This is a genomic window from Selenomonas sp. oral taxon 478, from assembly GCF_001189555.1.
GTDB classification, from domain to species: domain Bacteria; phylum Bacillota; class Negativicutes; order Selenomonadales; family Selenomonadaceae; genus Centipeda; species Centipeda felix.
Map to the genome: position 1 here is coordinate 2,037,654 of NZ_CP012071.1, position 13,966 is coordinate 2,051,619.

At 47.3% G+C, this 13,966-nt stretch carries 12 protein-coding genes and 4 pseudogenes; 14 read left to right on the forward strand and 2 right to left on the reverse strand.

What is annotated here, in order from left to right:
* Positions 1-134 precede the first annotated feature (134 nt).
* The 11 genes and pseudogenes from ADJ74_RS09435 to ADJ74_RS11630 form a co-directional block, all read left to right on the forward strand.
* Positions 135-1,124: pseudogene (locus ADJ74_RS09435) on the forward strand (helix-turn-helix transcriptional regulator).
* A complete protein-coding gene (locus tag ADJ74_RS09440; protein WP_050343769.1) occupies positions 1,121-1,540 on the forward strand; it encodes a hypothetical protein in 420 nt (139 codons plus the stop codon). The pseudogene ADJ74_RS09435 and the gene ADJ74_RS09440 overlap by 4 nt, the downstream one beginning before the upstream one ends.
* 5 nt (positions 1,541-1,545) lie before the next feature.
* Complete coding sequence (locus ADJ74_RS09445; RefSeq protein ID WP_050343771.1) at positions 1,546-2,112, forward strand: HD domain-containing protein; 567 nt, start codon at positions 1,546-1,548, stop codon at positions 2,110-2,112.
* Positions 2,109-3,017: a hypothetical protein gene (locus ADJ74_RS09450; protein WP_050343772.1), complete on the forward strand. Its 909-nt coding sequence runs from the start codon at positions 2,109-2,111 to the stop codon at positions 3,015-3,017. Before ADJ74_RS09445 ends, ADJ74_RS09450 begins: the two co-directional genes overlap by 4 nt.
* Before the next feature lie 257 nt (positions 3,018-3,274).
* Positions 3,275-5,092 (forward strand): poly(ADP-ribose) glycohydrolase domain-containing protein, encoded by a 1,818-nt coding sequence (locus ADJ74_RS09455; protein ID WP_050343775.1) that lies wholly within the window; start codon positions 3,275-3,277, stop codon positions 5,090-5,092.
* A 390-nt stretch (positions 5,093-5,482) separates the two neighbouring features.
* A complete protein-coding gene (locus ADJ74_RS09460) occupies positions 5,483-6,751 on the forward strand; it encodes a PD-(D/E)XK nuclease family protein (protein ID WP_050343777.1) in 1,269 nt (422 codons plus the stop codon).
* Between the two features lie 56 nt (positions 6,752-6,807).
* Positions 6,808-7,563 (forward strand): hypothetical protein, encoded by a 756-nt coding sequence (locus tag ADJ74_RS09465; RefSeq protein WP_050343779.1) that lies wholly within the window; start codon positions 6,808-6,810, stop codon positions 7,561-7,563.
* 27 nt (positions 7,564-7,590) lie between these two features.
* The gene (locus tag ADJ74_RS09470) at positions 7,591-8,379 is read left to right on the forward strand and encodes a hypothetical protein (protein WP_253271696.1); all 789 of its coding nucleotides are present in this window, start codon (positions 7,591-7,593) and stop codon (positions 8,377-8,379) included.
* A 116-nt stretch (positions 8,380-8,495) separates the two neighbouring features.
* Positions 8,496-9,527, forward strand: a complete 1,032-nt coding sequence (locus ADJ74_RS09475; RefSeq protein WP_253271697.1) for a hypothetical protein — start codon at positions 8,496-8,498, stop codon at positions 9,525-9,527.
* Between the two features lie 73 nt (positions 9,528-9,600).
* Positions 9,601-10,635: a PD-(D/E)XK nuclease family protein gene (locus ADJ74_RS09480; RefSeq protein WP_050343784.1), complete on the forward strand. Its 1,035-nt coding sequence runs from the start codon at positions 9,601-9,603 to the stop codon at positions 10,633-10,635.
* 193 nt (positions 10,636-10,828) lie between these two features.
* Positions 10,829-10,996, forward strand: a pseudogene (locus ADJ74_RS11630) (terminase large subunit); the annotation flags it as partial.
* 13 nt (positions 10,997-11,009) lie between these two features.
* Here the strand turns inward: ADJ74_RS11630 and ADJ74_RS09485 are convergent.
* The gene (locus ADJ74_RS09485; protein ID WP_050343786.1) at positions 11,010-11,285 is read right to left on the reverse strand and encodes a helix-turn-helix domain-containing protein; all 276 of its coding nucleotides are present in this window, start codon (positions 11,283-11,285) and stop codon (positions 11,010-11,012) included.
* Positions 11,282-11,653: a type II toxin-antitoxin system RelE/ParE family toxin gene (locus ADJ74_RS09490; protein WP_050343788.1), complete on the reverse strand. Its 372-nt coding sequence runs from the start codon at positions 11,651-11,653 to the stop codon at positions 11,282-11,284. Before ADJ74_RS09490 ends, ADJ74_RS09485 begins: the two co-directional genes overlap by 4 nt.
* 66 nt (positions 11,654-11,719) lie before the next feature.
* On the opposite strand from ADJ74_RS09490, the pseudogene ADJ74_RS09495 reads away from it, so the two are divergent.
* The 3 genes and pseudogenes from ADJ74_RS09495 to ADJ74_RS11100 form a co-directional block, all read left to right on the forward strand.
* Positions 11,720-12,373 (forward strand): annotated as a pseudogene (locus tag ADJ74_RS09495) (phage portal protein); the annotation flags it as partial.
* Positions 12,312-13,091: pseudogene (locus ADJ74_RS09500) on the forward strand (recombinase zinc beta ribbon domain-containing protein); the annotation flags it as partial. The pseudogenes ADJ74_RS09495 and ADJ74_RS09500, both read left to right, overlap by 62 nt.
* 134 nt (positions 13,092-13,225) lie before the next feature.
* Positions 13,226-13,762 carry a hypothetical protein gene (locus ADJ74_RS11100; protein ID WP_253271698.1) on the forward strand — a complete coding sequence of 179 codons (537 nt, stop codon included), beginning with the start codon at positions 13,226-13,228 and terminating at the stop codon, positions 13,760-13,762.
* Positions 13,763-13,966: the final 204 nt, after the last annotated feature.

Below are 13,966 nucleotides of genomic sequence, written 5' to 3' on the forward strand. Positions count from 1 at the left end.
ATATCGTGGAGTTGAGATTGAGGTCGATGGATTATTTCTCCATTTATTTATATGCGCATGGAGAAATGTGCAAAAAAATGTATATCACCTGTGCTATACTCTCTGTGTAATCAAGACGAGAGGGAGATAGCGCGATGTACGGTGCAAACAAGAAAATGTTGAATCTGCTGATTCTAAAGGTGCTGCAGGAGCACTAGGATGCAGACCATCGGCTGACACAGGGCGAGATTATCCGTCTGCTGCATCTGCAGTACGGGATTACCTGTGATCGTCGTTCGGTGCGCAGCAACATCCAGTCCCTGCAGGACATGGGCTACGACATAGCAACGCACGGCGGCTGCTGGCTTGTGGAGCGGGACTTTGACGATGCCGAGCTGCGCATGCTGATCGACAGTGTTCTGTTTTCGCGGACGCTCTCTACGGCGCAGGCAAGACGCCTCGTTGAAAAGCTGCGATCATTTGGCAATCGCTACTTTCATGCGAAGGTGGCGCACATCTCGAATCTGCCCGAACTCGCACATGCGGACAACAAGCAGGTGATGATCGCTCTCGACGTGCTCAACGATGCCATCGAAGAAAAACGCAAGGTGCGGTTCACCTACAACACCTATGGGACGGACTTCAAACTCCATCCGAAACGGAGTAAGCCTTATATCGTCAATCCTTATCAACTTGTTGCGAACAACGGTTGGTACTATCTCATCGGCAACTACGATAAATACGACAATGTATCGCACTACCGCATTGACCGTATCACGGCGATTGAGATGCTGCCCGATGCGGCAAAGCCGAAGAGTGCTGTGCGTGAGTTCGCCCGTGGATTCAGCCTCCCGCGCCATATTGCAGAGCATATCTATATGTTCGGCGGCGAGAGCGTCACCGTGAAGATGCGGACAAACACCTCCATGATGGATACACTCGTTGACTGGTTTGGCAAAGACTTCCTCATCATGCAGGAGGAGAACGATCAGATGATTGTCACGCTTTCGTGCAATGAGACGGCGATGAAGTACTGGGCACTGCAGTACGGTCTGTATGTTGAGATTTTAGAGCCGCAGAGTCTGCGCACGACAGTTCGTGAGGCTGTACGGAAGATGGCAGGTGTGTATGAGGGGGACGTATGAATCTTTGGAGCAACATCTACACCTATGGACTGACACCGGAGGAGATCGAGTGGGTACGCAGGACATTCGTGACAGACTTTGGCTATCATCTGTATGAGGCAGAGGAGTTCAGCGACCTGCTTGCATTTCCGGCGATTGGCCTTTTCGTGCAGCCATACGCGATGGACGCAGACGAGCGTGAGATTTTGCTGAATTTTTATCACGAAGCCTATGCGGAGGACAGGAGCCTCGTTATCGTATTCATGGAGCGCGTGGAGATTCCTCCTGCGCTTACAGATACTTCGCTCTATATCTATGATGAGCGTTCTGAACAAACTGCGCAGGTGCGCGGGGCACTTGCATTCTGTGCAGGAGTACGGAATCATGAGCGGAGTGAGGCTCAGGCGACAATGGTCGATTTTGACGAGGAGGAATAAAGGATATGGAACTTATGGAGCGTTACGAGGTTCTCAAGTCAAAAGTTGTGCGGCGTAGAGAGGCGTTTCGTGCGCTGATGGCGTATATTGAGCAGGAGACGGCGTATCTGACGGCACCTGCTTCGACCCGCTACCATCTCTGCCGGGAGCGCGGCTTGCTTGAGCACAGCGTCAATGTCGCTGAACATCTTCTGCAGATCAAGGCGGTGCTCGCCCCTGAGATCAGCGATGAGAGCTGCGTCATCGTCGCACTCCTCCATGACCTCGGTAAGGCAGGAATGCCCGGCACACCGCAATATCTGCGCAGCGAACCGTCATCTGGTGAACGCGCATCGCGCAGCCCTTATCGATTCAACCGCGACCTCCTCTATCTGAGTGTTCCGATTCGCGGACTCTATCTCGTGGCGAGCAGATTCCCCCTGACAGAGGAGGAGGTACAGGCGATCGTCTACCATGACGGGCAGTATGTCGAGGACAATCGGAGCGTTGCCGCGCGGGAGGAAAAGCTGACGCTCCTCCTGCAGTATGCGGACAACTGGAGTGGATTCATTGTAGAGAAGGAGTGTGCATGATGGAGCGCGGTGTAAGTAAGACAAAGGTATATGAGGGAATCAAACGTCACTGGATGAGACTCAATCCCGGGAAAGAAGGCCTCTTCAGCGAGAAGAATCCATATTATCTGCAAGACATGGGCGACAATCTGATTGAGCCGATGTATGACCGCGTACGCCGCTCCTACCAAGCGGGCGCAGGGCGTGAACTTGACAAGGATATGAGAGCCCTTCATTCCTCTGCGGCAATGACATACAATCTGTTTGGCAATGGTCCTGCGTATCTCTTTGATGGCGAACCTTACGACATCATGCGCCGTGCATATACTGTGACGTACGAAAAACAGCTGACCGCACTCAACCCGATTGCGAAAGCCCATCTCGATGCCTGCCTCTCCCGCAGAGGCGAGTTGATCCTCTTTGAGATGAAGATGACGGAGTGGCTGGCGAATTCACATGACCCGCTGCCGGCATCGTATCTCAGCAGTGAGAAGAAATACCCCGACTGGGACTTGTTCGTCGGTCTGAAAATGATGCGGAATCTGTTTCATACAGAGGCGGGGGAAAAGGGCTATGCTCCACGGGCAAAACATCTGGATACGGCGCAGCTCTTTAAGCATGTCTATGCGATCTATAACGCCCTCTTTTACACAGGAGAGCTTCCGCTCACAGAGAGGGTTAAACTCTGTCTCTGTGTATGGACCATCAGCAAGCCTTCGTTCTTTGACGACTCTGCGCAGTATAACCTCTATGTGACGGCAGAGAAGGAGCTGCGCGAGGAGTTTGAGGCATTTCGTGCGCGTTTGGGGGATTTGATCGGAATGATGGAGGATCGCGGCGTTTGGTTCGATGTGGAGTTGTTGACCGTGCGGGAGCTGATTTCTCGTATGCATAAAAATGATCAACTGAAACGCTATCTTTGCTGATACTGCTGTGAGAGGAAAGGAACGGCTGAAATGAGAGTACTTGGATCGGAAATGGTCTCCGTACGATTGTGACAGGCCTGCAGTCGTCGAACTATCCTTTTTCCGTGAAATTTACGGCGGCCTCGATGATGGGATATGGGCTCTATGATGAGATGCTGTACTCGATATGGGAGTTTCCAACCTATCTTTTGCGCATATCGCTGCGGTAGCGATGCGTTAAAGCATTTTGGTTATGATGATTAGAGGAGCTGTAGGATATGAAGAGTAATGAAGAGCAGTGGCAGCAGTGGCGTCGAGAGAGGTTGGCAAAGAAACAAGCAAAACGTGTGTTTGAGACGCGCCGTGCCGCCTTCGTGGACACACAGCGTCGCGTGTTGGAAGATGCGCGTCTGAGCCCGTATTCTTATTATGTTACCAAGACAATACTCAATGCTGTGCGTGAGGATTGTGAAGAGCCTGCTCCGAATACGCCAACCGCACACTTTTGTGAGGAAGACGCATATAGCCGTATGATGGATATGCGGTGTCTTGGGAGTTCTAGGGGGCGTAAGTTCCTTGGCATACGTGAGAAAGAGGAGCGTATTTATGTGCAAAGGGGGGAGCTGGTAGACACCGCGCGGAAGCTCTCCCTTGCACATCCGGACAAGCTAGTTGTGGTGGTGAACCCTGGATCGGCAACAAGCCCTGGCGGTTACGTTCACATCGGTGCCGACGGCGTGGAGGAAAACCTCTGCATTTGTTCCAATCTCTATTCGACCCTTGTGGGCGAAGACATATGGAAAGCTTTTTACAAAAAGAATCTTGCGGATGAGGATGACGAGGCAACGAATGCCTGCATCTATTCAGAGAATATCACGATCTTTAAGGAAATTCGTGAGGGTGTTCCACAGCTTCTCCCTGAGAGCGAGTGGGGACATGTCCACGTCGTCACATGTGCACCGTCGGATATGACGGGGGGACACATGAGTTCTCCGGCGGAAAGAGTGCTCGCCCATAAGCGTCTGGACGAGTATGATATGACCGACAGTCTGGTAAGAACAACGCTGTTTTCCCTGCACTTTCTGCGCGGCAGAGCGATTTGTGAATGTCCTCTCAATCCCCTTTGGGTTGACGAGAAGAAAAGCGAGAAGATTCTTGTGCTCCCTGCCTTTGGCTGTGATTATCGGGAGAATCCACCGGACATTGTTGCCGAGGCATATGCAGCGCTTATGAAGATCTATGCGAAGGTTTTTGACACTGTTGTGTTTGCCGTAGGCGAGCATTGTGATGTTTTCCGCGAGGTGTTTCAAAAGCAGGGACTCACATTGCAGGAGTGTGCGGATGAAGATGCAGCATCCGAGGAGTCGGAGAAGCTGCCGGAACTGAATCTGTGGGCAGAGGATGATAAGGCAGAGGAGCAGTTGGATAGTGACACTAGAGGGACGTTTCTGTCACATGAAATGGGCTATAGCCCTGAGCCCAATGATAAATTTAATGATCTTTCCGAGGATATTCGTACAACACCATGGAACCCCAATACACTGACAGAGATGAATAGTGGATATACCATAGGGGAGTTTTTTGATGGTACGCCCTTTGTTGTGGAGTCGGTTGAACCGAGTGAAGAGCGCGGCTTCTTGATGTTCTACATGAGCTCGATTAGAATCTATGAAACATGGGGGCAACGTGTCCATGTACCCGATAATGCCCCTTATCGGTTTGCCGTGGAAAGGTATGAAAAAGTGTGGGAGGAGGTCGACAGTAAACAGGATACGCTTGCCGTATACCTAGTTCCGCCGGAGGAAGTCCTTGCAGCGCGAGCATTTGCTGCAAGCATGAAGCCGGGAGAAATCTCCGCAGATATGCGTAAATTCGAGTGCTACGTAAAATACCTTGCCGGATGGGATATACTGGTATCGCCGACGAATCGCTATCAGGGAGCACTTCAGTACCTAACCGATCAATGGGGGCGGGAAGTCGTCTGTGTGATGATCTCCCTGAAGGATGCCTATACCTATATGAGTCTTAAGAGCTTTCAGTGGGATACAGAGGAAAATGATTGGGATGCACGCATAATCGATTCTGATGCAGAATGAAAAATAACAGAGATTCCATTCGTGACCTGACCCCCAAAAGTTAGACTTAAGCCCCACAAAAATGTAGAGCAGGCAATCCTCATCACGACAGCAAGGAAGGTCACTCAGTTGAGAGAAATGCGCACGATTGGAGCAAATAATCTGCTCCTTTTATATCCGAAAGATGATGAATCAGAAAACAAGTGGATGATCGCAGGTGTTCCCTGCATTGCTTATTGAAGATGGGTTTAGGTGAGCGAGGAGGGGATATGACAGCTTCAAACTTTGCACATCGGAAACATGTGGCAATGATTGAGCCCTTGGTTCTATCGGTGAACAGATCGTTCTCCTAGGTACATTTTCGCAGGTTTTGTGACATCAGCATCTTGAGTAGGTGAAATGGAGGTAATCATGGTCGAAGAATTTTATGGAAAAATCAGCAGATCTGGCTCGAACCTATCCGACAATTTAGAGGATAAGCTGACCGGAGATTTTTTCGGCACATTCAGGTACATAGATTTTTGTGATGGACTGCAACCAATCCTATGTGGGGCATTACACAAATCGGAAAAGCATCAAGAAGAATCACAGACTGCGATTCAGCTCATAGAAAAAGCGAATTGCACAAATATAAGAGATGAGGAGCATATCAAATTTTGGCCGAAACATGATCTTGGAGAATTGGATGTTTTGTTGGAATTTGATAATTGCTGTATTGGCATTGAGGTAAAGCTCAACAGCGGACTTTCCTCAGACGACCAGCTCATTCGCGAAGCAGAAATCTTATGCGATTTAGCTAAAGACAAAGCGAAAATCCTGCTATTCATTGCGGGGCACGAATCATGCGTATCGGTCTATCGTGCATATAAGGCTGTTATAAGAAAGCAAGGTGTCTGTTTCGTTTTTGCAAGTTGGGAAGACATACTGCAATCGATGAAGGATCTTTTGAATGGAGGCAATGAAAGCAAATATACATTTGGGCAGAGACAGATGATAAGTGATTTGATAAGATTATTGACAAGAAAGGGCTTCGATACCTTTTTGTCTATGACAAACGGTATTTCAAATCAACCAATAAAAAAGGAAGGATACTTTATGCTAGATAATAATAAAGATTATACGACGAACTATAGGAATGCTGCGTATGTAGTTTTTATGACGTACAGAAATGTAGATAAATTACTCGCGGCGATAAAATCTAAATCCCAGGAATACGGCTATACGTTTATAAAGAGGCATGAAGAGGCGTACGCCGGTATTGTGGATGATCTTTGGCTGACGTTTAGCAAAGAAGCAAATTCCGGCAGCGGGGACACTTCGTTGTATGCTGTTAATATCTTTTTGACGAACACAAATGAAGAACATCCGTCGGATCCGACTTTCAGCGTTTTGAGATACGTTTCGTCAAATGCTGTTTCAAAAAATCTCACTGGAAAAGAATTAGTGAAGGCGATTGATGAAAATAGCGATACAGAAACGGATGTTTGCGATATCATTGTGAATGAAACTACTGTGAAGTTACATCAGAGATGTATAAATAACACTAAAAAATATTCTGACTTGAAGTGTTGTTATTATGTAGATTTACCCTTGATGAGCATTTCAAAGGAGAACATAAGATGGGTTTTCCATATCTTTGATGAACTGTCGAAGCAATCTGGAAACATGTGTTCACAGTAAGAAACGAATTGAGGAAAATCTGATATTGACTGAAATAGATGAAAAGAGGGAGAACAATGTTTGAGGAAATGTTCAAAGATGAAGAGAGTGCCTCGACGGATCATGGGGTAAGACTTGTCTGCGCAGATGAGAGCGTTTTTTCTGCACTTGCTCACTATTATTCCCGTGTAGAGGAGTGTGAATCCCGATGCGGGATGCCTGTGCGTCTGTTTTATCCTGAAGTGGAACAGGAGCATGAGGTTTCTGCCTCCACAGATGAGGTGTCATGGCGGAACACCATGCTGATTTCGGACGTACAGGCAAAAGGCTTGACGACCGCAGTACTAAAAGATCAAGATGTCATTTGTGTCTACCGCACGGATTCTAAGAGGAACTTTGCTGCTTGTGCAGAGCGGTTGACCGCTCTGCAGGAGAATGGCGGTGACGGATGCGCAAGACCTGCCGTCCTTTGCTTTGCAGACGCTGATACGGCAAGAGCTTATATTTGTGGGTCGGGCTTATGGGCGCCACGTCAATCTCAGGTGGTTGGTGCGACATGGGACGATGTTTTACCGCTTCTTGCATCGACAAAGGGGAATCTGCGATGGATCTCGGGAGAAATTCTCCCGTGGGAGGAGATGCCTGTGAGGAACAGCGCAGCGCGGGACGTACAGCTGATCTTCCGAGGTTCGACAGATCTCTCCATGTTCGAAGTTATGGAAAAATCGGAAGCCATCGCCGGTTGTTTTGCAGATGGGGTAAATGTTCTATGGCAGATTGAGGTGCACGATAAGAACGAAATCCTTGTTTTTGTCGCACAGCCCATGTCCTAAAAATTATAGCACCCAAAGGACAGTGAATTGAGCCAGCTCTATTTGTATGCAGGAAATCAACTTGGTGAGGAGAGAGCGAAAATGCGAGTGTACGAGGGCGTGCGCGAACTTAGAATTGCGTGCAAGCATGATGATTTACTGCCGTCATTGAGCGAATACGCTCCTCATCAGGAGACCCGTGAGATCGAATGCGGTATTCCTGTAAAGCGGTTCTGTCGAGGGATAGAAAAAACCGATTTGACACATATCGAAGATGATGTTCGGGGTTGGCGAATCCTCTTAACGGCAGATGTATCCGTGGCAGAGCTCCCTGTCGAAATGCTCAAGAAGCAGGATATGGTACTTGTCTATCGGACAAATAGCGAGGAGCAGCTGGCCGAATGCGTGCGGCCGCTCTTTTCTCTGCAGAAGAGGGAGCCGGGTGAGGCCGTATGTCATCCTGCAGTCTTTTGTTTTGTCAATGTGAATGCCGCAAAAGAGTTTATTCGCTTCATTGGATGGCAGATGCTCGCTGATGTTCAAGTGATTGATGTTGACTTCGATGATGTGATCAAGGCATTCGCATCACAGCGAGGGCGTATTCTCTGCATATCCAAGAAAATGCTCATTCCGCAGGAAGAACTATCCACAAAAGATGCAGAAGTACAGGGTGCTTTGTTTATCTTTCGAGGGGCTGAACTCTCAATGTACGATGTATGTACACAAGCGGAGAAACTCGGTCGTTCTTTTCACGAAAGCACAAACATTATATGGACTATCGAAATGTGTCCAGAGCGGAGTGTGACCGCACTTCTTGCAGCGAGACTGATCGATTAAGGTTTTTGCTCGTGCAACGAATTATGATCAAACCGATGGGCATAGAGATGTACAGCATTCAAAGACTTGTGCGCGGAAAAGGCACATGGTCAATCGATTGATGGAGGGACAAGGAAATGTCATCTTACAAGGAAATTTGGGATCTGCGGATTACCTGTACCGATGAGAATTTGATCCCTCCGTTGGAGTACAATTATTCCTGCGTTATGGAATGCGATCCCCTATATGGTATGCCTGTGCGACGGTTTTATAAAGAGCGTGAGAGATACGAAGGGGATGATGAGCCGTACGTGATATGGAAGGGGGCTTTAGACAGAGAAAGCTGCGAGGACGATGTGGACGAGGATGAAGTATGGCTATGGCGCGTCTTGTTGATCTCGGATGTCCACACCGCAGCGATGCCGCCGGAGATATTCGAACAGCAGGATATGCTTCTCATATATCGTACAGCTTCCGCGGGGGAATTTATCGAATTCGTGCAGCCCTTGCTGGCACGGCAAACGGATGAGTTTTACCAACATTTGAATAATCCCGATATTTTTTGCTTCGCAGATGCGGATTGTGCAAAGGATTTTATGCACTGGTTTGGACTGTGGTGGGGCAAAAGCTGTTATGAGGATATGGGGGACTTGGACTATTCCAATGTCAAAAAGACATTGGGATCGCAGGACGGGAAGATTCGATGTATCTCGGAGGCAGGAAAATTGCCTGTGCTGGATGAGACAGTAGAGGGCGTGCTGATCTCTTTTAGTGTGGACGAAGAACATTCTCTCATCCCAGATGAAATGCTGGAATGGTGGGATATGTCAGAGCAGGAGGATGAGCTTTTCGATTATATTAGCGAAAAAGTGCAGGAGATCACTCAATGTTTCCCGACAGCACGATTGATATGGACTGTGAGGGCGAACCAGAAGTGTGAGGAGGTCGCATTTCTTGCAAGAGAGATTGTGCAAGGTCTGAAAATCATGCCTCATATCGCACTGCAGGTTGCCAGTATCGACGAGAGTCTGTTTCCTGTGCTGGAGGACTCCCATTCCAGCATGAAGGTATGTGACGCAGTGTGTGGTATACCTGTGCGGAACTTTTACAAAGATGTGGATCTCAAGCTTCCTAAAGAGGCACAGCCGAAGGAAGTGAAATTGCTCTGATGTTTGGAGGATATTTTATATTAACCTAGAATTATAATGTTGATATGTTGTTCTACGATACAGAAAGTGCATTATGGAAAAGGTAAATCTGTTTCAGTACGCTACGAGTGAGTTGTCACAGGATGCATTCATTTGTTGGCTGCTTGCTCATGGAAAAAAGAAGCATCAGAAAGAAGATTCTCTTCTCTGTGCGTGTGCATTGGACTTTATTCGCCAAATACCAGGACTTGAACACGCAACACAAATTGATGAGATCAAGAGACAATATCTCAAGATTGATGTACTTGTCATCGTGGACAGCATCCACATCATCATTGAGGATAAGACCTATACGAACGTTCACGGCGATCAGATCGCCGTCTATAAGGATAAACTGGTCAAAGAAGGTATCTCAGCGGATCGGATTCGGACGGTATATTATAAGATTGTAGAGCAGCCATATACAGAGCAGGTTGACTACACGTTCAGCCGCACAGAGATTCTCAAACTTCTACGAAAATACAAGAACTGTACCAACGATATCTTTCAAGATTATCTCCTCCATTTAGAAGAACTCGAAAGTCGCAGCAATATATTCAACACAGCGCCAATCACTGAATGGGGATTTGATGGCACACGCGGTTTCTTTGCACATCTGCAAAAGACACGAGTGGACTATTGTATCGAATCATGGGGCTATGTCTCCAATCCCTCCGGCGGATTCATGGGCATGTGGTTTCATTTCCTTGATGACAGAAATGATGAACAAGCACTCGGTAAAATGGGAATCTATGAGTATATCGAGTCCATCTATCTGCAGTTTGAAAATGATACTGCATTTTCTGGGGACGAGAAAAGTGCAGAGCAGTCATCTCCGTACATTCTGGCGGTAAAGGTACATGCAAATTGTGACTACAAAAACACACGGTATCGGGAGGCCTCTAAAATCCGCCGTGCACTATATGAAGAGTTCAAAAAACGTGTTCCATCCTTCCAAAAGAAGAATTTCCACCCTGGACAATATATGACGGTTGGCTATGTTCCGTACAATGAAAAAAACTATGATGCTCAGGTATCCATGCTCAAAAGCACTCTGGATTCCATTGTGAAGGAGTGGAGTTATAAGTAAATATAGAAAGATAAAGCGCGCGAAGTCGGTCAAGATGTTCGTGTGAAAGACTTATCAGATTCAACCTTCACTAAAGCAATACCTAGCACAACAGAGATTCCATTCGCCCCATCTAGCGTTTGGAATCTCTTTTCTTTGGTCGCCGAATAGTCATGATAAAACCCCCAGTTCAACTGGGGGTAGAGAAAAAATCTTATTCATTCGCACCGATCCTGCGGGGAACATCAAGGCAGATAAGGAGAAATCCACCGAGAAGATCGACGGTGTAATTGCGCTCATCATGGCACTCGACCCTGCGATCCGCTGCGGAAATGATATCTCCGCATTCCTCTATGACGAGCGAGGAATTTTGTTGCTGTGATTTGAGGATCGGATTACAGTGCAGCAACTTGAAGTTTCAATCCAAGCGGCTGCATTAACTTGAGCAGGGTGTCGATTTTTGGTGTCGTTTTGAAAGATTCGATGCGTGCGACGGAGGACTGGGGCAAACCGCAGCGCTGCGCCAGTGTTCTCTGACTGATGCCGAGGGCGGTGCGCCGCTCAATCATCGAAGAAACAATAGCTGCAATTTCTTCAATCTCCTCCATACTTTGACGGCTCTCCGCGTCAATGGATTTTACATGATTCTTGTAATCATCCCATGTTTTCATTTTCCTCGCTCCTTTTGCTGACGAAGGTAATCGTTTCGTGCTTCTTTTGCACGGGCAAGTTCGCGCGGCGGTGTCTTCATACTTTTCTTCCGAAAGTGGTGCAGCAGAACGTATTGACCATCTTCGTAATAAAAGTAGAAGATGCGGTTGTTTCCGGGGCGAAGCTCCCATATATCATCTTCCAGATATTTTGTGATCTTGCTCGGCAATCTCGTTCCGTTGCGTGCCAGAAGATCGATGTAAAAGATGATCTGATCATATTGAATTCGCGCATCTTTGTTTGTCTTGCTTTTTTCACGTAACTCCTCGAGAAAATTCCATACGTCGGATGTCCCGTTTCTTTTCTCGTAGAACTCAATTCGATACATATTTTACTCCCTCTTAAAGACACTTTGATGATAGCATAAAAGCTATCATCGTGCAAGGAGAATCCTATGAACCTATTCAGCAAACTCTTTCGTTCGCGGGACAAGCCTACGAATCACCTCGGCGGTTTGTCCTTTTTGTTTGAGCAGACGGCGGCAGGCAAGGCAGTCAACGAGCGTACTGCGATGCAGACAACGGCGGTCTACGCTTGTGTGCGCATCCTCGCCGAATCTATCGCAGGGCTACCGCTTCACATCTACGTCTACAAGGGACATGGAAAAGAGCGTGTGCCGGAGCATCCGCTGTACTTCTTGCTCCACGATGCGCCAAATCCCGAGATGACGAGTTTTGTCTTTCGTGAGACGCTTATGGCGCATCTCCTCCTGTGGGGGAATGCCTACGCACAAATTTTACGGGATGGCAGAGGACGTGTCCTCGGACTCTATCCGCTTCTCCCGGACAAGATGGAGGTCAGCCGTGACAGTTGCACGGGTGAGCTTTACTACACCTACACGAGAAGCACGGAGGAGAATCTGAATTTCAAGAACAAGGGGCAGATTCGCCTGCGACGTGAGGATGTGCTGCATATTCCGGGACTCAGCTTCGACGGTCTTGTGGGCTATTCTCCCGTTGCTATGGCAAAGAATGCCATCGGCATTGCGATTGCAACGGAAGAACACGGGCGAGATTCCGCAGTATTATGTGGAGGAGCATCACGAGGCGATTATTCCGCCGGACTTGTTCGACTTTGTTCAATTGGAGATAAAGCGTAGAGAGCAGAACGGCAAGCACAGCGGTGTGAGCATCTTAGCAAACAAAATCAAATGCGGCTGCTGCGGTGGTTGGTACGGAGCGAAGGTGTGGCATTCGACGGACAAGTACCGCAGAGTCATCTACCGCTGCAACAAAAAATATGCCAAGAAGGGTAAGCCGTGCAGCACAAGGTATCTGACGGAGGAGGAAATCAAACGGATTTTCGTCAAGGCACTGAACTCCTTGGTGGAGGTCAAAGAGAAGGTGATTGTGGAACTCCAATCCCTGATTGACGGCGTTTGCCGGACAGAGGAGCTGATGGAAGAGCGTAATGGAGTAGAGCAGGAACTCGGCGTTTTGGCAGAACGACTCGAAACGCTGATTCGCGAGAATGCACGGGTGGCACAGGACCAGACAGTGTATCTGAAACAGGAGAATGAGATTCGCGCACGCTACATGGAAAAGCAGGGGCATTTGGAAAAGTTGGATGACCAAATAGCCGAGAGGGAGAGCAAGAGAAAAACATTGGAGGGTATGATTCATACGCTATGTGGCATCAACGGGGATCTAGTTGAGTTTGATGAAGATCTATGGGTCGGGGTGCTCGATCACATTGTAGTCAAGGAAGATGGCGAGGTAGTTGTTGCTTTCAAGGGTGAGATTGAGATTGGTATTGGAAGGATATAGTGACTGAAGATATGGCTGACAGATAGATTTTTATGGAGGAAATCTAAAATTCATGTTATACTAACATAAGTAAAGCGGTACTAATAAAAATCGACTATATCCAGATGAAAAATTTATCAGATGGGGGGATTGTGGTGGGGAAATATCAATTTATGCATACGCATAAGAGTCATTTTGTGTTTATAATATTTTTACTCGTTCTTGGATTACCTGGGATAGCCTGTGCTGATTATCCAAATTACCTGTGGGGGAACAAAAATTTTATCCTATGCGGTGCTCATATGGGGCACGCATCTTATATTGATAAAACATCGTTGGTCGTAGAAGAATATAACCCTCCAATATATAAACTTGCCATTAGGGAAATTCATGTTCCAGAGGCTGATCGAGGGAATATAGAACCTTCTGGGTCAGGAACAGCTCATTTCATGTATAATTGGGAATCAAGACGAATGTATTGGTGGGATTTTAGGGATAATGAATGGCGATATATTCCACCGGTAGGAACTATGGCTGAAACAGGGCATTATTTTGATGGTGAGATGGCATTTTATCTTGCATATAACATGAAGTTTTATGGTGGGCAACAGTGGTACTCCGCACGAGAAGGAAGATATATGGATCCAAACTTTTCGGACAATATTTATACACTGATTGATGGCTCACGTTAATGTGGAGGAATTAAACAATGTTTGAAAGAGACTATTTCAAGAAGATATGCTTTGTGTTCTTTTTCTGCTTGTTTGTTAGTCCTATATGTACTGCCCAACGTCCGATGGAATACACAAGAAATTTTGGAGGGATGCCAATAAGCTGTTCTATATACAGCACACAGGCATCCATTAATGGGGGGCTTGTCGCTCATGCTGTTTTAT

What these genes read in the sequence shown, in the direction of transcription:
- ADJ74_RS09440 (WP_050343769.1), top strand. Translation starts at nt 1,121, where the DNA reads ATGAATCTTTGGAGCAACATCTACACCTATGGACTGACACCGGAGGAG.
- ADJ74_RS09445 (WP_050343771.1), top strand. Translation starts at nt 1,546, where the DNA reads ATGGAACTTATGGAGCGTTACGAGGTTCTCAAGTCAAAAGTTGTGCGG.
- ADJ74_RS09450 (WP_050343772.1), top strand. Translation starts at nt 2,109, where the DNA reads ATGATGGAGCGCGGTGTAAGTAAGACAAAGGTATATGAGGGAATCAAA.
- ADJ74_RS09455 (WP_050343775.1), top strand. Translation starts at nt 3,275, where the DNA reads ATGAAGAGTAATGAAGAGCAGTGGCAGCAGTGGCGTCGAGAGAGGTTG.
- ADJ74_RS09460 (WP_050343777.1), top strand. Translation starts at nt 5,483, where the DNA reads ATGGTCGAAGAATTTTATGGAAAAATCAGCAGATCTGGCTCGAACCTA.
- ADJ74_RS09465 (WP_050343779.1), top strand. Translation starts at nt 6,808, where the DNA reads ATGTTTGAGGAAATGTTCAAAGATGAAGAGAGTGCCTCGACGGATCAT.
- ADJ74_RS09475 (WP_253271697.1), top strand. Translation starts at nt 8,496, where the DNA reads ATGTCATCTTACAAGGAAATTTGGGATCTGCGGATTACCTGTACCGAT.
- ADJ74_RS09480 (WP_050343784.1), top strand. Translation starts at nt 9,601, where the DNA reads ATGGAAAAGGTAAATCTGTTTCAGTACGCTACGAGTGAGTTGTCACAG.
- ADJ74_RS09485 (WP_050343786.1), bottom strand. Translation starts at nt 11,285, where the DNA reads ATGAAAACATGGGATGATTACAAGAATCATGTAAAATCCATTGACGCG.
- ADJ74_RS09490 (WP_050343788.1), bottom strand. Translation starts at nt 11,653, where the DNA reads ATGTATCGAATTGAGTTCTACGAGAAAAGAAACGGGACATCCGACGTA.